The organism is Gordonia sp. LMA484, from assembly GCF_058129505.1.
This window is the reverse complement of the sequence record NZ_CM176700.1, coordinates 5,690,946-5,713,018: the sequence shown is the minus strand read 5'-3', so window position 1 is coordinate 5,713,018 and position 22,073 is coordinate 5,690,946. Positions and strand designations below refer to the sequence as shown.

The 22,073-nt window shown below is 66.1% G+C and carries 18 protein-coding genes; 5 read left to right on the top strand and 13 right to left on the bottom strand.

Features of this window, described 5'->3' with window-relative positions:
- Positions 1 to 32: 32 nt before the first annotated feature.
- The 12 genes from AC4AMJ_RS25345 to AC4AMJ_RS25290 all read right to left on the bottom strand — a co-directional run bounded on the left by AC4AMJ_RS25345 (position 33) and on the right by AC4AMJ_RS25290 (position 12,417).
- Positions 33 to 1,205 carry a tyrosine-protein phosphatase gene (locus AC4AMJ_RS25345; protein ID WP_489915495.1) on the bottom strand — a complete coding sequence of 391 codons (1,173 nt, stop codon included), beginning with the start codon at positions 1,203 to 1,205 and terminating at the stop codon, positions 33 to 35.
- 16 nt (positions 1,206 to 1,221) lie between these two features.
- Positions 1,222 to 2,358: a thiolase family protein gene (locus tag AC4AMJ_RS25340; RefSeq protein WP_489898431.1), complete on the bottom strand. Its 1,137-nt coding sequence runs from the start codon at positions 2,356 to 2,358 to the stop codon at positions 1,222 to 1,224.
- Positions 2,355 to 2,792, bottom strand: a complete 438-nt coding sequence (locus AC4AMJ_RS25335) for a Zn-ribbon domain-containing OB-fold protein (RefSeq protein WP_489898432.1) — start codon at positions 2,790 to 2,792, stop codon at positions 2,355 to 2,357. The genes AC4AMJ_RS25340 and AC4AMJ_RS25335 overlap by 4 nt, the downstream gene beginning before the upstream one ends.
- Positions 2,792 to 4,291 (bottom strand): carboxyltransferase, encoded by a 1,500-nt coding sequence (locus tag AC4AMJ_RS25330; protein ID WP_489898433.1) that lies wholly within the window; start codon positions 4,289 to 4,291, stop codon positions 2,792 to 2,794. The genes AC4AMJ_RS25335 and AC4AMJ_RS25330 overlap by 1 nt, the downstream gene beginning before the upstream one ends.
- The gene (locus AC4AMJ_RS25325) at positions 4,288 to 5,730 is read right to left on the bottom strand and encodes an acetyl-CoA carboxylase biotin carboxylase subunit (protein ID WP_489915493.1); all 1,443 of its coding nucleotides are present in this window, start codon (positions 5,728 to 5,730) and stop codon (positions 4,288 to 4,290) included. Before AC4AMJ_RS25325 ends, AC4AMJ_RS25330 begins: the two co-directional genes overlap by 4 nt.
- The gene (locus tag AC4AMJ_RS25320; RefSeq protein WP_489918511.1) at positions 5,723 to 6,262 is read right to left on the bottom strand and encodes an acetyl-CoA carboxylase biotin carboxyl carrier protein; all 540 of its coding nucleotides are present in this window, start codon (positions 6,260 to 6,262) and stop codon (positions 5,723 to 5,725) included. The genes AC4AMJ_RS25325 and AC4AMJ_RS25320 overlap by 8 nt, the downstream gene beginning before the upstream one ends.
- 92 nt (positions 6,263 to 6,354) lie before the next feature.
- A complete protein-coding gene (locus AC4AMJ_RS25315) occupies positions 6,355 to 8,097 on the bottom strand; it encodes a pyruvate, phosphate dikinase (RefSeq protein ID WP_489915491.1) in 1,743 nt (580 codons plus the stop codon).
- Positions 8,094 to 8,702: a hypothetical protein gene (locus AC4AMJ_RS25310; RefSeq protein ID WP_489898437.1), complete on the bottom strand. Its 609-nt coding sequence runs from the start codon at positions 8,700 to 8,702 to the stop codon at positions 8,094 to 8,096. Before AC4AMJ_RS25310 ends, AC4AMJ_RS25315 begins: the two co-directional genes overlap by 4 nt.
- A complete protein-coding gene (locus tag AC4AMJ_RS25305) occupies positions 8,695 to 9,288 on the bottom strand; it encodes a class I adenylate-forming enzyme family protein (protein WP_489918510.1) in 594 nt (197 codons plus the stop codon). Before AC4AMJ_RS25305 ends, AC4AMJ_RS25310 begins: the two co-directional genes overlap by 8 nt.
- Positions 9,197 to 10,195, bottom strand: a complete 999-nt coding sequence (locus tag AC4AMJ_RS25300; RefSeq protein WP_489915489.1) for a class I adenylate-forming enzyme family protein — start codon at positions 10,193 to 10,195, stop codon at positions 9,197 to 9,199. The genes AC4AMJ_RS25305 and AC4AMJ_RS25300 overlap by 92 nt, the downstream gene beginning before the upstream one ends.
- Positions 10,192 to 11,703 (bottom strand): hypothetical protein, encoded by a 1,512-nt coding sequence (locus tag AC4AMJ_RS25295; RefSeq protein WP_489898439.1) that lies wholly within the window; start codon positions 11,701 to 11,703, stop codon positions 10,192 to 10,194. Before AC4AMJ_RS25295 ends, AC4AMJ_RS25300 begins: the two co-directional genes overlap by 4 nt.
- Before the next feature lie 9 nt (positions 11,704 to 11,712).
- A complete protein-coding gene (locus tag AC4AMJ_RS25290) occupies positions 11,713 to 12,417 on the bottom strand; it encodes a PEP-utilizing enzyme (RefSeq protein ID WP_489898440.1) in 705 nt (234 codons plus the stop codon).
- 189 nt (positions 12,418 to 12,606) lie between these two features.
- Here AC4AMJ_RS25290 and AC4AMJ_RS25285 point away from each other — a divergent pair, with 189 nt between their 5' ends.
- From AC4AMJ_RS25285 to AC4AMJ_RS25265, 5 genes are all read left to right on the top strand, one after another.
- A complete protein-coding gene (locus AC4AMJ_RS25285) occupies positions 12,607 to 13,386 on the top strand; it encodes a helix-turn-helix transcriptional regulator (RefSeq protein WP_489898441.1) in 780 nt (259 codons plus the stop codon).
- A 117-nt stretch (positions 13,387 to 13,503) separates the two neighbouring features.
- Positions 13,504 to 13,884 carry a PEP-utilizing enzyme gene (locus AC4AMJ_RS25280; protein WP_489898442.1) on the top strand — a complete coding sequence of 127 codons (381 nt, stop codon included), beginning with the start codon at positions 13,504 to 13,506 and terminating at the stop codon, positions 13,882 to 13,884.
- Positions 13,881 to 15,077, top strand: a complete 1,197-nt coding sequence (locus tag AC4AMJ_RS25275; protein WP_489915487.1) for a hypothetical protein — start codon at positions 13,881 to 13,883, stop codon at positions 15,075 to 15,077. Before AC4AMJ_RS25280 ends, AC4AMJ_RS25275 begins: the two co-directional genes overlap by 4 nt.
- Positions 15,074 to 16,801, top strand: coding sequence for a PEP-utilizing enzyme (locus AC4AMJ_RS25270; protein WP_489898444.1), 1,728 nt, complete (start codon positions 15,074 to 15,076; stop codon positions 16,799 to 16,801). The genes AC4AMJ_RS25275 and AC4AMJ_RS25270 overlap by 4 nt, the downstream gene beginning before the upstream one ends.
- 58 nt (positions 16,802 to 16,859) lie before the next feature.
- Positions 16,860 to 18,011: an Rv3169 family protein gene (locus tag AC4AMJ_RS25265; RefSeq protein WP_489915485.1), complete on the top strand. Its 1,152-nt coding sequence runs from the start codon at positions 16,860 to 16,862 to the stop codon at positions 18,009 to 18,011.
- A gap of 687 nt (positions 18,012 to 18,698) precedes the next feature.
- Here the strand turns inward: AC4AMJ_RS25265 and AC4AMJ_RS25260 are convergent.
- Positions 18,699 to 22,061, bottom strand: coding sequence for a DEAD/DEAH box helicase (locus tag AC4AMJ_RS25260; RefSeq protein WP_489915483.1), 3,363 nt, complete (start codon positions 22,059 to 22,061; stop codon positions 18,699 to 18,701).
- Between the last annotated feature and the right edge of the window lie 12 nt (positions 22,062 to 22,073).

The window sequence follows — 22,073 nt, the reverse complement described above, 5'->3', positions numbered from 1 at the left end:
CGCCGGGGTCGACGTCGGAGGTACGGCCGGCACTACCGCAGGATGTCCCCCAGTCTCGCCATCCCTGCGTCGTACAGCGCCGTGACGGCCTGTACCACCTCGTCTGCCGCCTGCAGCGTGGCGTTCCAGACGACGATCGACCCGCTCCCATCGTGATGCGGACCCACGGCGACGGTGGATTCATAGCTGTCGAGGGGGATCGGCCCGTCGAGATAGCTGTACGAATACGACCGGGTCGCATCATCGTGCGCAAGGATCCGTTCGTGCGCCTGCGTACCGTCGTCGAACGTCGCCGTACGCACGTCGCCGTTGACCTCCGTGTCGGCAAGTCCGGGAACCCAGTTGTGGACGCCTGCGGTGTCGCCGACCAGTTCCCATGCCTCGTCGGCGGGCGCCGGCACGATCGCGCTGCGCAGAATCTGGTGCGTTCTCGGTTCCGCGCCCGAGACCAGCAGTCGGTCGGCGAGTGTCTCGAGTTGCTCCGCGCCGATACCGGCCGACTCGAGGTAACACCGGGAACCGCCGTGGATGAGGTCGACCCACCCCAGGAAGCGCAGGAGGGTCGCCGGATCCGCGTGATAGGCCTCGGCCGGGTACGTGCCGGCCGCCGGGCCGTAGCTCGTCATCTGGAAGAGCCGCTCCATCATCGTCCCGACATCCTCGCTGCGCGCCGCGTAGTTCGCGGCGATGTCGGAACGCAGCGCGCCGAGGGCGTCGAGCAGCACTGCCACGGCGACCCCGGTGCGGTCCTTGCCCACGGTGCAATGCACCAGCGCGGGAAGTGCGCCCGGTTCGATCAGGCTGTCGACGATCGCGCGGAAGGAGGAGGGGTCGGTCAGGTAGTTGAGGTAGGTGCCGACGAGTGGGTCCGGGCCCGTCATCGGCGCGACGGCCGAGCCCGGTGCGACCGGCTTGCGGATGGCGAAGGGGATGCTCACGATGGACACCCCGTTTCCCGAGAATCCACCACTGCCCTCCGTGTCCGCCTCGTGCGCGAGTCGCAGGTCGATGATGGTTCTCAGACCCGTGGTCGCGGTGAACTCGCGCGCGTCGGCGTCGGAGACGAATTGTGGTGTGGCGCTGCGGTAGAGCAGCCCGGGCCGCACCCGTCGACCATCGACGGTGGCAATGTCGGCCACGGGACGGAAACCCAACAGACCGGCAGGCCCGTCATTGGTCACGGTGAACACTTCGGATTCGCTCATATCTCCTCGTCTCGCTTCACACCGACAGAACCGTGACGACACAGGCGTTTCCGTCCATGCCGGCGGCCCCACCGCCCATCGTCTCGACAATGCCGACGTCGTGCCTGTCCACTTGTCGCGCCTCGGCGTCGCCGCGGAGTTGCCAGACCACCTCCGCCAGTTGCGCTGTCCCGGTCGCACCCAACGGGTGGCCGCGGGACAGCAGTCCACCGCTGGGGTTCACCGGCTGCGCCCCGGTCCGGGCCGTGTGCCCGGACACCGCCAGATCACCACCCGCACCGACGTCGGTCATGCCGAGCGCCTCGAGGGTGGTGATCTCACCGATCGTGAAGGCGTCATGTACCTCGAGCACATCGATCTCGCTCATGCTTCGTCCGGCCTGGGTGAGTGCCTGTTCGCCGGCACGACGGACACACGAGAATCCCCACACCTCGTCGTTGCGTTGGTCCCACGGCCGACCCGATACCATCGCCGACGATTCGACCAGAACGTCACGGGCAGTGCGTCGTCCGGCGCCCACCACGACCGCGCCGGCGCCGTCGGTGGTGGGACAGCACTGCAGCATCGTGAGGGGATCGGCGATCGGCCGCGACGCCAGTACCGACGAGATGGTCGGCGGCTCCTTGCGGAGATGTGCTCGCGGGTTGTCCATCCCGTTCGTCTTGTTCTTCACCGCCACCGCGGCCAGTTGCTCGACGGTGAGACCGTGCACATCCATGTAGCGGGCGGCGGTCAGGGCGTAGAGGCCGGGTAGCGGGAGTCCGGTGGCGCCTTCCGGATCGGTGGCCTCGGGCACGATCGCGCCGGTGAACAGCGTCGACATCTGCTCGACACCGATCACCAGCACGCACCGGAACCGCCCCTGGTCGACGGCGGTGACCGCCTCGTGGTAAGCGCTTGTGCCACTGGCACAGGCATTCTCGATGGTCCACATCGGCACGGCACCGATCCCGAGCCCCCGCTGGATCCGGGTCGCGACGCCGGGCGGTCCGAACACGGAACCGACGATGATCGCGTCGACGTCGTGTGGAGTCACGCCGGCGTCGCGAATCGCCTCGGCAACCGCCTGCCAGGCCAGGGATTCCACCCGACGGTCCGGCATCACCCCGAAGTCGGAGGTGCCGACTCCCCATACCGCGACGTCGGCGTTCATGCGCGCGCCCCGTCGTCCAGTCCGGCCTGAACGAGATCGCCGTCCCGGGTCGAGGTGAACTCGACCCGCTCCCCGCCGCGCGGCAGCGGCTCCACCTGCACGTGAACCAGAACCCGCGGTCCGTCGTCGACGTCGATGTAAGCGAGCCCGAACGGCGCCGCCCACCTACCGACCGGCAGATGAACCGTGGTGGACGACCACACCCGGCCGGCAGGCGCGAACCCGCACGGTGTGATCGCGGCGAAACACACCGGGCACCAGGGCACATCGGGTTGACTCACCGCGTGCGCGCACGCGGTGCAGCGTGCGCCGCGCAGCAGGCCGTCGACGACCTGCGGCCGCGATTCGGCCACCGTCAATCCGCCCGCCACTGCTCCACCGCGACGCTTGTTCGGTCGTTCGGTGAGCTGAGACCGCTCCACCGCCGTCGTCATCAGTGGTCCCCGTGCAGGGTCAGCTCGAAGGCCCCCGACTCGACGTGCAGATAGGCGCCCACCGACGTGGAGATCAGTTTGCGGATGTTGGCCATCTCCCGACTGGTCAACGAGTAGTCGACCTGCCGAGGCGGGGTCGAACGCATCGCGTCGATGTCGTGCTCGGGGACCAGCAGCCGCAGGATGAGTTCGTCGTCGGAGATGTTGCCGCCGAACTTGTTACGCAGTTCGGAAAGCTCTGGTTGCGGCGGTTGCCAATCGGTGTAGCTCTTGGCCTTGGGGCTGTCCATGATCTTGTCGAGGACATTCTGGTCGACCGGGGCCACCGGTTCGCCGTAGAACCGGTTGGCGTAGAGCAGGACTTCGTCGGGGACGACGGCGTATCGGTCGCCGGTGACGACGTTGAGCACCGCCTGGGTTCCGACCAGCTGGGAGAACGGTGTCGCCATCACGGGGTAGCCGAGTTCCTGCCGAATCCGCGACATCTCGTCCAGTACCTCCTCGAACCGGTCCTCCATCCCGCGGTCCTTGAGCTGCGCCTTGAAGGTTCCGGCCATGCCGCCGGGGAGTTGATGCCGGTACTGGAACAGCGAGAACTCGGCGGGCTTGCCGACCGGCAGATCGTCGATCTTGGCCACGTTCAGCAGGTGCTGCTCGACGGCCGCCAGTCGCGAGTCGTCGAGGTTCACGTCGAACCCGGCGTACCGCAGATTCGCGATGGTGTTCTCGGTGGAGGGCAACGACACACCGGCGGCGAGTGGCCTGCTCGCGGTGTGTACCCGGTCCGCACCGGCCAGCACCGCTTCCAGATAGTTGAGCGGCGACAGCGCGTTGTTCGAGTGGAAGTGGGCCTCGACCGGGAGATCGCCGGCCTCCTTCTTGATCGCCGTGATCAGGGAGCGGGCCCGTTCGGGGGTGAGCAGACCGGCGGCGTCCTCGAGTTCGATGCCGTCGGCACCGAGCGCCACCAGTTCCCGGGTCTTGCCGGCGTAGTACTCGTCGGTGTGGAAAGGACTGTCGGCAAACAGGATACACGGTATGGCTTGTGCGCCGTTGGATTGCGCGACCTTGGTCAGCCGGGCGATCTTGTCCGTGTTGAACAGTCCGTCGTAGATCCAGAAGCTTCCGATCCCGTGAGCGCACAGCCGCTCGATCCACAGGTCCATGACACTGTCCGCGGTGAGCCCGAATGTGACGATTCCGTTGCTGCGTGTGCCCGCACGGACGGTGGTGCGCGGCATCGCTCCCGACAGGGTGATCAGCTGATCCCACGGGTCCTCTTTGCAGTGGCGCACCAGGACTTCGAAGATCGAGCTGCCGACCAGGTCGATGGTGTGGAAGCCCGTGCGGTCGAGCTCACCCGCGATGGGCAGACCCATCGATTTGGTCATCCGCATCCCCCACCAGCTCTGCGGACCATCGCGCAGGGTCTGGTCGATGACGTCGATGGTGCGCCTGCCGCCGACCGCACGGTCGGCACAGTCGAGGTATGTGCTCATGTCGTCTCCTCATGGATGCTGCGGTATTCGTCGGCGCCCACCTGGTCTATCCAGCGGGTGGTCACCGAAGCCGTGCGAAAGATGTCGTGGGCAAGGATGTATCGATTGAATCCGGCCGTGGTGTCGGTGCCGTCGACGACGAGTTCGCGCAGCGCGGCGACCAGTTTGTCGGCTGCCTCGTCCCGTGTCGGCGCGTACGCAATGATCTTGGCGATCAGCGAGTCATAGAAGGGGCTCACGACGGAACCGGAGTAGCAGTGCGAGTCGACGCGGATGCCCTTCCCGGACGGCGGGCACCAGGTTCGGATGGTTCCGGGGGTGGGCGCGAAGCCGCGTTCCGGCGATTCGGCCATGAGCCTGGCCTCGATGGCATGTCCTACCGAACGCACATCGTCCTGTGTGAACGACAGCGGTAACCCCGCGGCGACACGAATCTGCTCGGCCACCAGATCGATGCCCGAAACCGCTTCGGAGACCGGATGTTCCACCTGGATGCGGGCATTGAACTCCAGAAAGGCGAACTCTTCGGTGTCGGCGTCGTAGACGAACTCCACCGTGCCGGCGCTGTCGAGTTCGATCGCCCGCGCGAACTGGATCGCGGCCCGGTGGATCGCAGCCCGCACCTGTTCGGAGATGCCCGGGGCCGGCGATTCCTCGATGACCTTCTGGTGTCGACGCTGGGCGCTGCAGTCCCGTTCGCCGACATGCACGACGTTGCCGTGCTTGTCACCGATCACCTGCACCTCGATGTGCCGTGCGCGGCCGATGAACTTCTCGACGTAGATCCGTCCGTCCCCGAAGGCCGCCGTGGCCTCCGCCACTGCGGTGGGCAGCTTTCGGCGCAGCTCGACCTCATCGGTGACCACGGACATACCCCGTCCGCCGCCGCCCGCGACCGCCTTGATGAGCACCGGGAACCCGATCCGCAGAGCGGCTGTTGCCGCGGCGTCCGGGCTCGTGGTGACGTCGGAGCCGGACAACACCGGCACTCCCGCGTTCGCGGCGATCTCGCGGGCAACCGACTTGTCGCCGGTACCGGAGACGATCCGCGGATTCGGACCGATGAACGTCAGCCCCTCGGCGACGCATTCTCGCGCGAAATCGGGGTTCTCGGAGAGGAATCCGTAGCCGGGATGCACGGCGTCGCATCCGGAGCCGAGTGCGGCGGCCAGCACCGCATCCCGGTTGAGGTAGCTGGCCGTGGCCGCTGCCGGTCCGATGCAGACCGCCCGATCGGCGACCCGTGCAGCCATCCCGTCGCGGTCGGCCTCCGAGACCACCACCACGCTCTCGAGACCCAGTGCGCGACAGGCACGGACAACCCGGACGGCGATCTCCCCGCGGTTGGCGATCAGCACCCGCCGCAGCACCGATCCGACCGCTGTACCCGCCGGGCGCGCGACGGCCGGGTCGTCGACGAGGGCTTGCGGACTACTCATCGGGACGAATCAGGAAGAGGGGCTGACCGTACTCCACCATCTCGGCGTTTACCGCCTTGATCGCGACCACCTCGCCGGACGCCGGGGAGACGACCGGGTTCATCAGTTTCATCACTTCGACGATCGCCAGTTGATCGCCTGCGGCGACGTGCGAACCCACCTCCACGAACGGGGGTGAGCCGGGATCGGGCGCGGCCCAGAAGGCTCCCACGGTCGGGGATGTGACCGGGACGGCGCCGGTGAGGTCGGGGGCGGGGGGGTCTCGATACGCTGCCTCGCCTAGCGGCTCGGAAGCTACTCGACCAGCGGAAACGGACGGAGCGGAAGCTACTCGACCAGCGGGGGCGGGGGCGGGGTCTCGATACGCTGCCTCGCCTAGCGGCTCGGAAGCTACTCGACCAGCGGGAACGGGCGGGTCGGGGGGAACCGTCCGGTCGGCGGGGGCGAGTGCGGACGCGGCTCGGGATGGCGCTTCCGGGGGTGGCGCGTCCTTGCCGACGGATACCTCGACGTCGCCCACACGTAGACGCATGCCCGACCAGCCCGAGGCGGCAAAGGTGTTCAGGATCTCGCTGATCTCGTCGGGGCCGAAGTCGGCGGTGGGTGTCGTGTTGCTCGGAGAACTCATGATGCGGCCTTTCGGTGAGCGATGGCGGCCAGGTGGATCGGGAGCGGGTTGTCGGAGACGACGACACAGGCGCCGGCATCGAGTGCTGCGCGCACACCGGCATCGGTCTCGAAATAGGACCCGCGCACGGTGTGCACGCCGGTGGGGATCGACGGGAGGTCTGCTCCGGACTCACGCAACGCGACGTCGGCGTCGAAGTCGACCGTGGGCGCATCGCCCGTCCCGACCACCTGGACCGGCGACATGGTCTGCGCCCACCGGAGAAGCGCCGCAAGGTCGGCGTCGCCGTCCACATTCGTTGCCCGCCCGGTGATCTCCCCGTCGTAGATCCGCGCGCCGGTCGCGTCGACCGTGACGATCCGTCCGACGAGCGCATCGACGGTCCCGGTGCCACAACCGACCACGCAGGGAGTGTCCAGGGCGCGGCTGACGACCGCGGCATGCGAGGTGGAACCACCGTTCTCGGTGACCACCGCGGCGGCCGCGATCATTCCGTGCACGTCCTCGGGACTCGTGGATTCGCGCACGAGGATCGAGCCCGGCTGCTGTTGCGCTTCCTCCGCGGTGGCGACCGCCAGACCGACTGCGTAGCCCGGACTGGCCGAGACCCCCTGTGCCAGTGGCTCCGCACCGTGCACCGCTTCGGGATCGATCGAGGGTCGCAACAGATTGCGGATCTGCTCGGCGGAGATCCGCGCGCATGCGGTTGCGGCGTCGATGGTCGACTCGTTCACCAGGGTCGTGGCGATTCGCACCGCGGCCTGCGCAGTCCGTTTGGCCGGTCGGGACTGCAACAGGTACAGCGTGCCGTGCTGGACGGTGAACTCGATGTCCTGGGCGTCGCGGCCCTCGGTGTCCAGGAGATCCGCGGCGGCGATCAGCTCGCGATGGACATCGGGGTTCTGATCGGCGAGCCAGGACAGCGGACGCGGTGTGACCCGGCCGGACACCACATCTTCGCCCTGTCCCCGAGGCAGGTACTCGCCGTAGGGCTCCTTCTCCCCCGACAACGGGTTGCGCGTGAACAACACGCCGGTACCCGAGACGTCGTCGAGGTTGCCGAACACCATCGCCTGCACGGTCACCGCAGTGCCCAGGTCGTCGGGAATCCCGTAGTGCGCCCGATAGGCCTTCGCCCGTCGCGACTGACTCGAGTCGAACACGGCGGCCACGCAGTTCCGCAGCGCCGCAATCGGGTCGGAGGGAATCTTGGTACCGGAGTCCTCGCGGATCGCCGCCCGCACGGCGGCGATGTCCGGCAGGTCCTCGAGATCGTCGAGGCACCCGGCGACGAGCTTGCCGTACAACGCGCCGAAACGGCGGTGTACGTCCGCGGCGAACCCCGGATGCCCGGATTCGGCGGCCAACGCGGCTTCGGTGTCATCGTTGATGCCGAGGTTCAGGATGGTGTCCATCATCCCCGGCATCGACACCGCAGCACCCGACCGGACGGACACGAGCAGCGGGTTGGGTCCGGAACCGAAGGTGCGGCCGGTCTGCTCCTCCAGGTAGGCGATGCCCTCGCGGATCTGCTCGAACACGTCGTCCGGCAGCATGCGGCCACGGTCGAAGTACTCGGCGCACGAGCGCGTCGTGATGACGATCGCCGGGGGTACGCGAAGTCCCAGTCGACTCATCCGCCACAGGCTCCAGGCCTTGCCGCCCACCAGTTCCCGGGCCGGCTCGTCGGTGAGGTCGGTGATCCGGAGGACGGCCGGGTCGATGACCGCCGCACTCATTCGTCCCGCTCCTCGCCCATCATGCGCAGCAGATGTTCGTGCATCTGGTACCAGACGGTGTGATAGGAGTCGAGACGCACGTTGCTGACATACTCGTGGTCGCCTTGGTCCACCTTGTGCAGTGCGGCATCGAGCCGTCCGACGAAGCGCTTGGTGAGCGGGTCCGCCCCGGCGAAGGGGGCCAGCAGCTGCTCGGCCTTGTCGTGTAGACGGGCCAGCTTGTCGATGACCTTCGCGTCGTAGTCGGGATCCGAGTGATCGTTGGGCTGCTGCGCACCGTCGACCGTGACGGTCTGCCAGGACGTCATCAGCGACAGCATCTGCTTGTTGATGCCCTGCTCGAAATCGGCCAGCGTACTGACCAATTCGGCATCGGCGCGTTGGTCGGCGAACACTGTCGGGTAGATGTCGTCGAGCTTCTTGCGGCCGGCAGGCCCGATCATGTACGAGCCGCGGGCCGCGACCACCGCTCCGTCGCCGACCGCGGTGTCGAGCGCTTCGCCGATGACCGCGGCGTCGAGGTCGATGATGTCGGCCAGCTGCTCGGCGGTGGCCAGCTGTTTCAGGGTCAGCCCGTGCAGGGCCAGATCTGCGGTGTCAAGCATGTTCACTTACCTCCAGTGGTTTCTGCATCGATTCACGAACGGTGCGACGCAGCGACTTTCCGACGGCACTCTTGGGGAGCTCATCCCATCGCTCGATGTAGCGGGGCCGTTTGAACCCGGCCAGCCGCTCGGCGCAGTGGTCGAGCAAGACCTGGTCGTCGACCGGTTCGCGGAGCACCACGGCCGCGCTGACGCGTTGCCCCCATCGGTCGTCGTCGACGCCCACCACGGCCGCCTCGCGGACCGCGGGATGGGTGAGGAGCGCGTCCTCGACCTCACGGGGATAGACGTTGAACCCGCCACTGATGATGACGTCGTGCCGCCGGTCGAACAGGTACAGGTAGCCGTCGGCGTCGAGTTGTCCGATGTCGCCCGTGCGCAGCCATCCATCGGCGCTCAACGTCTCCGCCGTCGCTTCTGGTCGTCGCCAGTAGCCGCTCATGGTGTGCGGTCCACGAGTGACCACCTCACCCGGCGTCCCGGCCGGCAAGGAGTTACCTTGCGGGTCTCGGATGTCGACCTCGACGAACGTGTACGGCTTGCCCGCGGAGGCCAGCCGCTGTGGGGAGTGTTCCCACGGCTGCAGGCAGGTGATCGCCAGCGGTGCCTCCGCCATGCCCGTAGAGTTGCGCGAAAACCTCTCCGAGGGTCTCGATTCCACGTGCCAGCAGGGCCGGTGCGATGGGTGCTCCTCCGTAGCAGAGCCTGCTCAGGCGCAACTTGTCGCGGTCGATCGTCGCGTCCTCGAGCAGCATGGCGATCATCGTCGGCACCATGAACGTCGCGGTGGCACCCTGCTCGACGGCGGCGTCGGCGAATGCCTGCGGGGAGAACTTCGGCAGGATGACGTTGCGGGCCCCCTTCACCAGGTGTGGGAGGAAGAATGCGCCGCTGCCGTGGGTGATCGGTGCGGCATGCAGCATCACCGAGTCCGGGGTGAGATCCGGCAGCAGGTCGACGAGGAAGTTGGCGACCTCGGCGAGTTCGCTGCGCGTGGTGAGCACCACGGCCTTGGGCTTGCCGGTGGTACCGCCGGTGTAGGCCAGGCGCAGCGGGGCTTCGGGATCCCGCGCCACACGGCACGGTGCGTCATCGGCCCCCGCGATCATGCCGTCGAGCTCATCGACACCGATCTCGATCTCCACCTCGGCCGGCACCCGGCCGTCCGTGATGAGTGCGCGTGACGCCGAATCGGTGATCTTGTAAGCGAGTTCGACATCGGTCTCGCGAGCGTTGAGCGGTACCCGGACGAGGCCGGCCTTGGCGAGGGCGTAGTAGGCGACGACACCGTCGATACCGTTGGGCATCAGGACGGCCACGTGATCGCCGGGTTCGAGTCCGCGGGCCAGCAGCGCGTTGCCGAGTTTGTCGGTGAGACGGTCGAATTCGATGAAGCTGACCGTCCGCGACCCGTGCACCAGGGCCGGCGCGTCCCGGTAGGCGCGTGCCGCCCTGGTGATCAGGTCACCGAGTTGCATGTGCTGTCCGGTCACCGCGGGTCCTGTCCCGGCGTGGCCGGACGGCCCACCCGATAGAGTTCGGCTGCGCGCTCGGTACCGTGATTCCACTTGACCCATTCCTCGTCCAGGTAGCGGAATCGTTCGTCGTGGATGGTCGGGGTGAAGCCCTGAACACGCTTGTTGTAGTCGTCGATCTCCAGGCGCCCGGCGCTGGTGGTCCACAGTCCGTTCTTGGCGTCGAGGCTCGACCAGCCGCTGAGCTCGGCACCGACGGTGGGTGCGTAATCCTTCTCCGACAGCACCGAATACGGGATGGCGCTGATCATGTTCTGGTTCAGACCCGAATACCGCGCCATGGTGTACGGATTGGCCTTCTGCTGGGGTAGACCCAGGAATCCGACCATCTCCGCGAGGTTGTCACGGGCGTATTCGTCGTTCATCAGTGTCTTGAAGCGCTGGACGCGACCATCGAGTTCGAGCCAGTCCGACTGCCGGTACGTACCGGCCAGGTGTGCGAAATCCTTGCCGACAGAGGAGTATACCAGCGCACCGGCATCGATCATCTGCTCGCGGGTCCAGGTTGCCATCCGCTTCCACAGGTCCGCGGTCGCCTCGGTGACGACCTCACGGTACTGCTCCATCGTCTCGGCCAGGATCTCGGCGTTGTCCATTCCGACCGGGACGTAACCGTCGGTGAGTGCGTCCGAGGTGTACATACCGACGGCCGCGATGTTCGCGGCGTCGTAGCTGGGGTCGGCCTCGAAGGACGCCCAGTCGTCCACCAGCCGGAAGCTGGTGTCCTTGAAGACGATCGGGATGGTCAGGTTGTTGTGCGGGAGACCGACCGCGATGCCGTCGAGCCAGGGGTAGTCGCCTTCGGCGAGGTCGAAGAAGTCGCGGACCAGCAGTTGCTTGTTGTCCCCGAAGTTGTACGGCCCGCTGTTGTGGATGCCGATGCGGCACTCGCAGTGCGCGAGAAACGCATACTGTGACAGGGTCGCGAGCAGTTTGACGGTCGCGGTGTGCAGACGGTCACCGGCCGAGACCCCCACGAGCTGGTCGTTGAATCCGTCAAGGGTGCGTTCGGGCAGGAACTGCGACCGGTCGCCGAACTCCTTGTTGGTGATGTGTCCATCGTTGCGGTGGTACGACAGATTGAAGCGCCGGCTGAAGTCGAGGACGTCGACCACATCGTCGACAGCGTCCTGGGAACGGATCAGCCCCCAGGACAGCAGCATCTCGCGGCCGAGGAGGTAGAACGTCGGCATCCCCCACGCCGCGTTGACGGTGTCGACCTTGAAACTGCTCTCCCGAACGCGATCTCCGAGTTCCTCGGCAGATACCACGGAATCGATCTCGCGCAGCAGGGTCGGCAGACGATAGAAGCTGTTGAGATACGACAGCAACATGTAGGGGTTCATCGGGAAGAGCTTGGATTCCTGCACCGTCCGGGTGATGCACAACCAGTAGGTGGTGTCACTCAGGTTGCGCAGGAAGCTGTTTGATTCGAGCAGGTCGGTGTAGCTCAGTTCGCGTGCCATGGTTGGTCCTCAGCTCTGCAGTTTCCAGATACGGGCGTGACCGGTGTCGCCGGTCTCGTAGGCGTCGGCGGCCGGCGGCGCTGTGGTGGTCTCCAGTTCGACGCGGTCACCATCGTCGAGGCCCTCGATCCGGCAGTTCATCAGCGTCGGCACGCCGTATTCGCGGGCGAGGATGCCGAGGTGTGATCGAACGGTTCCCCCGAGACAGATGACACCGTGGAAGCCCTCCAGGATCGGCGCGGTGAGTGTGCCGCCCGAATCGTCGATGACGGCGACGGTGTTGTCCGGGACGCCGTCGGTGAGCAGGTCCATGACCTGCTCGATCCGCGAGATCCGCAGCACCGTGCCGATCGTGTTCTCCCCGGTGGTCAGGACGTTGTCGCCGCGACCGTGCACACCTTCGTCGGCGCTGTCGCCTGTGAATCCGTTCTCCTCCGGTTCGGGCCGCCGGTACTTGTCCGGCTCCGAGTCCAGCGACGCCGTCGCGGAGAACTCGAACCGGTACCCGGTGTCGAGTACCGCCTGTTCGACCGCCCGCGCATCGTCGGCGGAGAACAGTTCCGCCGACCGGGTGAACACGTCGGTGGTCCAGTCCAGACCGAGGTCGGCCGCGCGTTGTGCCACCAGCGCGCGGATCGCCGAGTTGTACTTGTTGGGTAGCGGCAGGGTCTCCGGCACCCCCCACTTCGGCACGAGGGTCTCTGACTCCGCCATCTTCGCTCCTTTGATCGTGGACACTCGGCCCGGCGCTCGGTCCGGATTGCGGGATACTGACCTTTTCCCAGGTCAGCTGCCTTCAGTGGCACGAGCGGTGGCCGGTGATGTAAACCTAGAACCACCGCTCGATGTGATGTAGTCCACATAGGGGGACACTTTCCCGGCGGTAGTGAGCAAGGAGCACCGATGGCCACCACCACGCATTGGGAACCGCCCGCCATCCTGGACGCGGCCGACTATCGTCGCGCGTTCGAGATCATCTCCGGATGCCATGACGCCGCCAACCTGACCGAGTTCCGCGAAGGGCTTGTCGAGTCGCTGTCCCGCCACCTCGACCTGGCGAACATCTCGTTCTTTTCCGGGTCGACGTTTCATCTGGTGTTCGAGGACCACGCGCCGTTGACCGAGGGCGCGACCGCGAAGATGCTTCCGGAGTATCAGGAGCGCTGGGCCACCCACGACGTGTTCGGCTCCCCGCCCGCGGTCCGACAACTGTTGACCAGCTCCGTGGCCTCGCTCGACGAGCTGCTGGCACAGGGTCGACTACCGGCATCGTCGGAGGCGTACGTGCATCACTTCCTCCACGGGCGCTGGCACATGGGTTCGGCGGCAGCGATGCGCCTGCCGCTGGCCGGTGGACGTACCGCGCTGATCGGACTCTTCGGCCGGTCGGCGACCGACCTCGGCCCGCACGAGATCGCGACGCTGCGGCTCGTCGGGCAACAGCTCGCGCCGGTGACCAAGCGACTGCCGGCCGGTCCGGAGATGCAGGCGGTGGGCCGTCTGACCGGGCGGCAGCGCGAGGTGGTCAAGCTCGTGGCGGATGGTCAGAGCAACGCGTCGATCGCCGAAATACTCTGTATCGCTGAGGATTCAGTGAAGAAATACATCACCCGGATTCTGCAGCAGACCGGCTGTCACTCCCGCCTCGAGCTTGCGCTGATCGCCCGCGACGCCACCCTCTGACCCACTCGCCGGCGGCTCGTCCCGGCGATGATGTCCCCCTAAGTGGACTGCCCCTGATCTGTGATGCAGTTCATAGTCTGCGTAGGCCTCTTGCCTCGTGGAAAGGACATCCAGCACATGACGAGCTCCGTAACGCGCGCCGGAACCGGTGTGAATCTATTTGCCACAAGCGATCTTTCGGGAACAGCACGGTGGTTCGAGGACACCACGGACGTCCTCGACATCGACGACGACGATCTCGAGGACACCATCGCCTTCGTGCACAAGGGCGGGATGACGTTCCTGTCCCCCATCCTCCCCGACCTCAAGGCGATCGTCTGCACCGCCGGAAGTCGTGAATCGCACCTGGCGATCCTGTCGCGGGAGTCGGCGGTGCCGTGCGTCCTGGTCGCCGAGATCGGCACCGAGATCCCATCCGGTTCGCAGGTTCACCTGGGGTTGACCGACGCCGAGCAAGCGACCATCGACATCGTGACCGCCCCGGCGGTGAACTCATGACCATCACGAGTCACGCCCAGGACAGCCGACTGCTCAACGACCCGGACTATGAGCCCACCCTCGAGGAGTGGAACGACCTCGTCGCGGAGGGCGGCCGCGCGTACAAGTCCGAGCTCTCGCGACGGACCGTCTTCGAGTCGGAGCTGTTCGGGATGAACACCTACATCATCATGTCGATGATGGAGGACTACCTGCAGGTCCCGGATCGGATCCGTACCGTCACCGAGCACGCGTCCCCCGAGGATCTCGTCGCTGCCGGCCTGCCGGTCGGGTCGAAGCGCAGCTTCATCAACCTCGCGGCGATGCCTCTGCACTATCTCACGGGTCGCGAGCTCTACGTCGACCTCGGTGAGAAGCAGCTCGCCGACGATCTCGAGGACCAGCTGACCGTGCTGCGCTTCTGGCGGCGCGCAACCATCGCCATGCGCACCGACAACGTGCTGTACAACATGGATGCCACTCCGCCCAACAGCTCGCACATCGTCACCGATGAGCTGCTGGCGGAGATCCGCGGACAACTCGAACCCAACGATTCGACGGCGACCACGACCCTCCGGAAGTTCGCCGCCCGGCTCACCGCGTACGCGTTCCTGGAGAACTGCGATGCGCGAACAGCGGTGTGTGACACCGGACCCTACGATCTCGGCGACGGGACGTTCCTGGCACTGCGCGAACTCTGCTGCGACGGCGCCGGTGACTTCCCATGGCTCGACGGCATTCGGGAAACGTTGCCCGAGCACAACTTCGTGATCGCCTACCGGCTGCCGAATTCGGTCTCGATGGACAACAACGTGTGGGGAACAGCGTGGTTCGCGCCCAGCGACTATCTCTCCGAGGTCATCGAGGCACGCGTCTTCGCTGCTCGCGACGGACAGCTACGCGCCCTGACACAAGGTGACGTTGTCGATCTGACCGCGCACATCCGCAAGGCCCACCGCGCTTTGTATGCGCGGCTCGCCGAGACCGATCCCGAGGAACGCAATCTGTACGCCACCCAGATGTACAGCTGGAAACTCAAGGCGTGGGCCCGAATCGCCGGATGCTACGACACGATCGACTGGTCCATCAGTCCGTCGATCGTGGAGTCCTACCAGCGCTTCAGCGACCCGGACACGGCGCTCGCGCTCATCGGTGGTGTGTTCGTCCCGGCCGACCGGGACGGCTGTTTCCGCCCGCTGGGAGGAGACCGATGACCGCTTCCGCGCCGGCCCGCCATGTAGGTATCAGCTCGTACGACTTCGGCAGCGTATCGGGCCGGATACAGAAGTTCGCCGCTCCCGACGATGTCATCGCGGTCTTCGCGGACGACCTGTCCGATGTCATCGCACTGGTGGAGTCGGGTGGAACCACCTTCCTGTCCCCCATCCTGGGGCGGCTCGGCGGCATCGTGTGCACGTCCGGCACTACCCGCTCGCACCTGGCGATCGTGTCCCGGGAATACGGCGTCCCGTGTCTGCTCGCCGTCGAGCTCGACGGCTGGGAGCCGGCCGACGGTGATCGTCTGCGCATGACGTCGACCTCCGCCGGCACCGGATTCCTCTCTTCGGCGGATGAATCCGATGATTCGGAACAAGCGGCATCGGCGGCATCGCCACGCGAATCAGGGGTGGACCCCCTCGATCGGGCCGACCCGGTGGGGCGGGATTTCACCGACGCGACGTCGGGCGATGCCCGTACCGATTGGTGGGATTACGTCCGGACCGTCGGCGACGACATCGCGTGCAAGCCGTTCCCGTCATCCGTCGGCGCCGGGACAGTCGCACAACTGTGTTCGGAGACCTTGTCGGATGAGGACCTCGATGCCCTGATCCTGCACATGGGGCGCGCGTTCAAGCCGGAGATGACCCGACGTTCCGGCTTCACCTCCGAGATCTTCCCGATGATGCCGTACATGTCGATGTCGGTGATCGAAGACTTCCACTCCTATCCGGAACGGATTCGCGTCATCGACGCGGCGATGCCCGCCGAGGAGATCGGGCGCCGGCTACGTGAACAGCCCGGTCTCATCAGTCCGTTGTGGATCTGGATGGTCGGCTACCACTACCTCTGTGGCCGAGAGCTTTTGATCCACATGGGTGAGCTGGGAGCGCGGGACGACCTCGACGATGTCCGCACGGTGGTCGACTTCTGGCGGCGTCTGACTCTCGCGCATCGAGGCGACGGCACGCTCGACTACAAGGATGCGGGCTTCACCAACCGGTACCTGCCTGCCACAGCGGTGAACGCGTTGCGGGGTGATCTGCAGGAACTCACCGACGGCACCCGGAAGGAACTCCAGACGCTGAATGCGGCACTGTCCGGATACTGCTTCATGTACTTCACCGACTCTCGAGTGGGGATCTGCGACAACGGTCCGTACCCGGACGGTGAGGGCACGGCAACGCTGGTACGCGATTTCCTGAGTCTCGACACGGGCCAGTTCGGCTATCGGTGGGCTCAGGGCTGTGATCCCGGGTTCAGTGGGGTGACGCTGACCTTGACCTTCCCGACAGATGTGTTCACCGAGTTCGAGATCAACGACTGGGGAACCACTTTCACCGAGCCCGAGCAGTTCCTGTCGACGGTCACCCATGCGGCTGTGATCGGCCATCGCGCCGACGGCAGCACCGAGGTGCTGGCCCCCGATCGCTGGGATGCCCTCACCAAGGCCGTGGGTGCAGAGCATCTGAAGCTCTATCAGGCGTTCAGCGAGATGAACCGTGAACGCAGAATCCTCTCGGCCACCGAGATGTACACCTTCGGTCTTCGACCGTTCGCGCGCCTTGCCGATGTCGAGGGTGCGATCGAGTGGGCGATCTCCGACCGCACCATGGCGCTGTTTCCCGAGCCACTCGCTGATGACGATCAAGCCGCTGCGATCTTCGGCGGTGCGCTTGTCGGACACGACCGTCTGAGCGCATTCAGCGGCCTCGCCTGACATTACCGGTCCCATTTCGGTCGATTGCCGACCGCCCAGAACGACCAAGGAGAAATCAATGCGCCAACCCATGCAGAAGATCGTTCCCGCTGACGAGTTCCTGATCCACCAGACGCCGGAGACCTTCGCCACCGTTTCGCATGCGGACATCTCGTGGACCGAGAAGATCTGGTGCTCGCTGTTCGCGCGCGACGGATCGCTGCAGATCGACTTCGGCATCGGCAAGTACCAGAACCGCAACGTCATCGACGGCTTCGCGGGCATCTCCCGCGGCGTCGAGCAGATCACCGTGCGTGCCAGTACCGAGCTGGATCTCGACCCCGAGCGTATCGGGGTCGGCCCGATCGACTACGAGATCATCGAACCGATGCAGAAGGTGCGCTGCATCCTCCGCGAGAATGACATTCAGCCATTGAGTTTCGACGTGGTGCTCACCAGCACCCTGCTGCCGCCGTTTCTCGAGCGCAAGGACGCGCAGCGTGGCGCGGACGGATTCCGCATCGCGTCGGACCTCCGACGCTTTCACCAGTTCGTCACGGTGTCGGGATGGGTGCAGATCGATGGCGAGAAGATCACCATCACCGACGATGACTGGCTCGGCTATCGGGACCGCTCCTGGGGTGTCCGGATGGATGTCGGCGAGCCGGCGCCGGATGTCAAGGCGCCCAACCGGATGAACGACGACTTCATCCTCACCTGGAGTCCGATGTATTTCCAACCCGCAAACGGTGGCGACCCGTACGAGATCCACCACTACCTCCAGTGGGTGAACGGCGAGGTGCACTACTTTTCCGGTTACGTCAACCATGCCGATGGCCGGCAGGAACCTCTGCACGGCACCGTCGATGACCTCAAATACGACCCGGCCACTCGACGGCTCCTGGGTGGCACCATGAGGTTCGACGCCGGGTGGGGCAAGGAGCGGGCCGTCGAGATCGCACCCGTCTCCGACACCGGATTCCACCTTGGTACCGCCAACTACTTCGGATTCAAGGGCGACCGGCACGGCAAGTACAACGGTGTCGATCACACGTCCGGTGAGCGCTACGCCGACATGACGAATCGGGAGACCGTCCTCGAAGCGCACCAGCTGCGGGACTGTGTCATCCGGGTGCAGGAGGGCGACGCAACCGGTTACGGCATCTTCGAGTCCATCGTCATCGGCGATCACCCGCGCTACGGTCTGCGCGGCGACGACTCATTCCTGTAGTCCGTGCGCGCCGATTCCTGAGGAGCGATCGTGCGAGCTAACGCCGATTCCTGAGGAGCGAGCTCGCGAGCGAACGCCGGTTCCTGAGGAGCGAGCTCGCGAGCTAACGCCGGCTCCTGAGGAGCGAGCCTGCGAGCGAACGCCGGCTCCTGAGGAGCAACCTCGCGAGCGTCACGAAGGACCGCCCTTCGTGACGCATCCTCGCAAGCTCGGAGGCTCCTCAGGGAGCGGGGTGACGGTCGCAAGCTCGGAGGCTCCTCAGGGACCGGAGGGTAACGCCCGCAACCAAACACCGATTCCTGAGGAGCGAGCCTGCGAGCTAACGCCGATTCCTGAGGAGCGAGCCTGCGAGCGTCACGCAGGACCGCCCTTCGTGACGCATCCTCGCAAGCTCGGAGGCTCCTCAGGGAGCGGGGTGACGGTCGCAAGCTCGGAGGCTCCTCAGGGACCGGAGGGTAACGCCCGCAACCAAACACCGGTTCCCGAGGAGCGAGCAGGGACCGGGTGACGGTCGCAAGCTCGGACGCTCCCCAAGGACCGGCGTGACGGTCGCAAGCTCGGAGGCTCCTCAGGGACCGGAGTGACGGTCGCAAGCTCGGACGCTCCTCAGGGACCGGGGTGACGGTCGCAAGCTCGGAGGCTCCCCAAGGACCGGGGTGACGGTCGCAAGCTCGGAGGCTCCTCAGCTCACTCGCCGTCGCCGAAGAGCGCGCGCACGTCATCGGCGCTGATGACCGTGCCGAACAGGTCACCGTCGTCGACGACGGCGTCGAACAGCTTGCGCTTCTTGTCCTGCAGCGCCACCACATTCTCCTCGATCGTTCCGGCCGAGACCAGCCGGTAGACGGTGACGGGGCGGGTCTGGCCGATGCGGTGGGCGCGGTCGACGGCCTGCGCCTCGGCGGCGGGATTCCACCACGGGTCGCAGACGAAGCAGTAGTCGGCCTCGGTGAGGTTGAGCCCGAACCCACCGGCCTTGAGGCTGATCAGGAAGACCTTCGATGTGCCGCTGCTGAATTCGTCGATCGCGGCCTTGCGTTGACTCGCGTTCATCGAGCCGTCGAGGTAGCTGTACGCGATCCCCAACTCGTCGAGCCGTTCGCGAACCAGACCGAGGAAGCCGGTGAACTGGCTGAACACCAGTGCGGCATGGCCTTCGGCGATGAGTTCGGGGAGCTGTTCGGCGAGGTAGTCGATCTTCGCCGACGCGACGTCGTGGTGCTTCTCCTCGACGAGTCCGGCGTGGAGGCTGAGCTGGCGCAACATGGTGAGCGACCGGAAGATCGCGAACCGGTTCTCGTCCCAGTCGCCCAGCAGGCCCAACACCTTCTGGCGTTCGCGGTTGAGTCGGGTCTGATAGATCTTCTCGTGTTTGGCCCCGAGCTCGACGGCCAGCACCTGCTCCTGTTTGGCGGGAAGGTCGGCGACCACCTGGTCTTTGGTGCGCCGCAACATGACCGGGCGGATACGACGGCGCAATTGCCCGAGACGCTCCGGGTTGTTGCCGGATTCGATCGGCTTGCGAAAGTAGTCGCCGAATGTCTTCGGTGATGGGAACAGCCCGGGTGCGGTGATCGACAACAGCGACCACAACTCCATCAGGTTGTTCTCCATCGGTGTGCCGGTGATCGCGAGTTTCATCTCCGCACCGAGCCGGCGTGCGCACTGATGGGTCTTGCTGTTGTGGTTCTTCACGAACTGTGCCTCGTCGAAGATCACTCCGGTCCAATGGAACTGGTTGATCTGCTGGAACAACAGGCGCAGCAGTGTGTACGAGGTGACGACGATCTGCGCTCCCTCGATCTGCTCGGCGAAGTCGACCCCGCTCTTGCCCTCGGTGGCGGTCACGGCGACTGCCTTCAGGTCGGGCACGAACTTCTGGGACTCGTTGATCCAGTTTCCGACGACGCTCGTGGGCGCGACGACGAGAAACGCACCGCTCGGGCATTCCGCCGACGCCTCGGCGATCAGCGCGAGGGCCTGGACCGTCTTGCCGAGTCCCATGTCGTCGGCGAGGATGCCGCCGATCCTGTTCTGCCACAGAAATCTCAACCAGTCGAGGCCGTCGGCCTGATAGTCACGGAGGTCTGCGCGCAGACCGACGGGCGGGCCGCCGGGTGCCGGGATGGTCGCGGCCGCAAGCCGACTGAGACGTTGATGCCAGTCGGCGAGTTGGTCGTCGACCACACCGAGTCCGAGAAGCTCATCCCACAGTGTCGCGTGGTAGGTGTCGCGGCGGACCAGGCCGTTGTCGACCTCGCCGAGGTCCTGCGCCTCCTGGATCAGTTCGGCGAGCCGGCGGAGTTCGGGATTGTCGAGTGAGAAGTAGGTGCCGTCGGGTAGCAGCAGGTGAGTGGCACGCGCGGCGAGTCCGCGGATGATGTCACCGAGCGGGACGTCATGCCCATCGACCTTCACGGTGATCCGTAGATTCAGCCAGTCGTTGCCGGCCGGACTGTCGTCCTCACCGATGCTGATGGTCGGTTCCTGGTCTGCGGGCTTGAAATCGATATGGTCGCCGAGGATCTCGACCTCGATGTCGTCTCCGAGTTCGGGAACCAGTTCGCCGATCAGTACGGCGGTCTCGGTCATCGAGTAGGTGAAGGTGCGGCAGAGCAAATCGACGCTGGCCTGCTGGACGGCGGTCTCGACGTCGTCAGCCAAGACGGCATCGAGATCCTGCTCGCCGGAGCCGGCACTGCGGGCCTGCCTCTGGATGCGCATGGCCTGCACCTGCCAGCGCGAGCACCGCGCGGCGACGAGTTCGATCGCGGGGCGCGCGGTCTTCCACGCCCGTTCCTCTTCCTCGGCCCGCCGGATGGTGCTGGCCGCGACCGGATCGTGTGTCTCGAAGATGCGTCGTCGTCCGTTGATCCGATAACTGATGTCCCAGCGGACCTGCGACGCGTCGTCGCCGACCCGGATCGTCAGCAGCGGCGTCGGTCCCTCGATGGTCGGCGGTTCGATGGCGCCGGGTTCGATGGCGACCGGGACGACTGCCGCGAGGGTGGGTAGCAGTTCGGTGGTGAACTCGTCGAGGTCGGCGTCGGGAATGGTGATGCCGCCGCTACTGATGATCTCCTCGAGGGCCCGACGGTTGACCGGAGCCTGGAACGGCCCCAAGAGCAATGCATCGTCGGAGATGGTGAACGCGCCGTGCGGCTCCGCCTGTCCGATCAACCCGATCGGCGAATCCTGCCAGTTCGCATGATCGACCTGGATGTACGGCTCGACTCGGGCACCGTCGTCGACGCGGGTGAGGCGGAAGCCGATGCGAGCACCGGAGAAGAGCTCGACACGAGCGGTTCCGGTCGACGGGTGAGCGACCAGCTCGACCCCGGCGGCGTCGGCGGCCGCGAGGAGTTCCCAGATGTCGGCGGGAGCCAGACCCAGGGACACGTCGTCGCCGCCGAATCCGATGTTGAGCAGCGCGCGTGCAATGGCCATGACCGGGCGCACGTGGTCAGGGTCGAATTCGTCCAGGGCGAGTCCGGAGTCGTGGGGGTACCCGCCGGTGAACTTCCGCCAGCTGATGCCGGTCCGTACCCAGTTTCCGCGTTTGCCGCGACGGACGAGCCGTACGGTCGGGCTCGGGTGGGGCGCCCACCGGGTCGGCTCCGGGAGCTCCACCAGGATGCCGAGCGGGGATGCCTCGGCCGGTTCCTCATCGCGGACGAATGACCCCAACATCGTTCGCCACTGCGCGGGCAACGTGCTGATCTGTGCCACGGGGGCGGACACGGACGTCTCGGCCTCCATCGCGACGTACAACAGGGCGGCGCCGTGTTTGCACAGATATCCGATCGGGCACGTGCAGGTGGTGGAGTCCAGGCTGCGGACCGCGCCGACCGCACTGAAGTGAGCTTTGACGAGGTAGACGTGCCGGCTGGACCCGCGGCACCGTGCCGTCAGTGTCAGTTCGTCCGCTTCCCAGGACAGCCCGAAGAGCCGGCCGTCGTCGGCATAATCCGAACCGCGTTCGAGGGCCCCGTCGTCGAACGCCACGAAGAGGTCGCTCGCGGTGGCGCTGAGCGGGTCGTAGCCGGGCATAGAGACCAGGGT

Coding starts and splice junctions, on each gene's coding strand:
- AC4AMJ_RS25345 (WP_489915495.1), bottom strand. CDS start 1,205: ATGAGCGAATCCGAAGTGTTCACCGTGACCAATGACGGGCCTGCCGGT.
- AC4AMJ_RS25340 (WP_489898431.1), bottom strand. CDS start 2,358: ATGAACGCCGACGTCGCGGTATGGGGAGTCGGCACCTCCGACTTCGGG.
- AC4AMJ_RS25335 (WP_489898432.1), bottom strand. CDS start 2,792: ATGACGACGGCGGTGGAGCGGTCTCAGCTCACCGAACGACCGAACAAG.
- AC4AMJ_RS25330 (WP_489898433.1), bottom strand. CDS start 4,291: ATGAGCACATACCTCGACTGTGCCGACCGTGCGGTCGGCGGCAGGCGC.
- AC4AMJ_RS25325 (WP_489915493.1), bottom strand. CDS start 5,730: ATGAGTAGTCCGCAAGCCCTCGTCGACGACCCGGCCGTCGCGCGCCCG.
- AC4AMJ_RS25320 (WP_489918511.1), bottom strand. CDS start 6,262: ATGCGTCTACGTGTGGGCGACGTCGAGGTATCCGTCGGCAAGGACGCG.
- AC4AMJ_RS25315 (WP_489915491.1), bottom strand. CDS start 8,097: ATGAGTGCGGCGGTCATCGACCCGGCCGTCCTCCGGATCACCGACCTC.
- AC4AMJ_RS25310 (WP_489898437.1), bottom strand. CDS start 8,702: ATGCTTGACACCGCAGATCTGGCCCTGCACGGGCTGACCCTGAAACAG.
- AC4AMJ_RS25295 (WP_489898439.1), bottom strand. CDS start 11,703: ATGGCACGCGAACTGAGCTACACCGACCTGCTCGAATCAAACAGCTTC.
- AC4AMJ_RS25290 (WP_489898440.1), bottom strand. CDS start 12,417: ATGGCGGAGTCAGAGACCCTCGTGCCGAAGTGGGGGGTGCCGGAGACC.
- AC4AMJ_RS25285 (WP_489898441.1), top strand. CDS start 12,607: ATGGCCACCACCACGCATTGGGAACCGCCCGCCATCCTGGACGCGGCC.
- AC4AMJ_RS25280 (WP_489898442.1), top strand. CDS start 13,504: ATGACGAGCTCCGTAACGCGCGCCGGAACCGGTGTGAATCTATTTGCC.
- AC4AMJ_RS25275 (WP_489915487.1), top strand. CDS start 13,881: ATGACCATCACGAGTCACGCCCAGGACAGCCGACTGCTCAACGACCCG.
- AC4AMJ_RS25270 (WP_489898444.1), top strand. CDS start 15,074: ATGACCGCTTCCGCGCCGGCCCGCCATGTAGGTATCAGCTCGTACGAC.
- AC4AMJ_RS25265 (WP_489915485.1), top strand. CDS start 16,860: ATGCGCCAACCCATGCAGAAGATCGTTCCCGCTGACGAGTTCCTGATC.
- AC4AMJ_RS25260 (WP_489915483.1), bottom strand. CDS start 22,061: ATGCCCGGCTACGACCCGCTCAGCGCCACCGCGAGCGACCTCTTCGTG.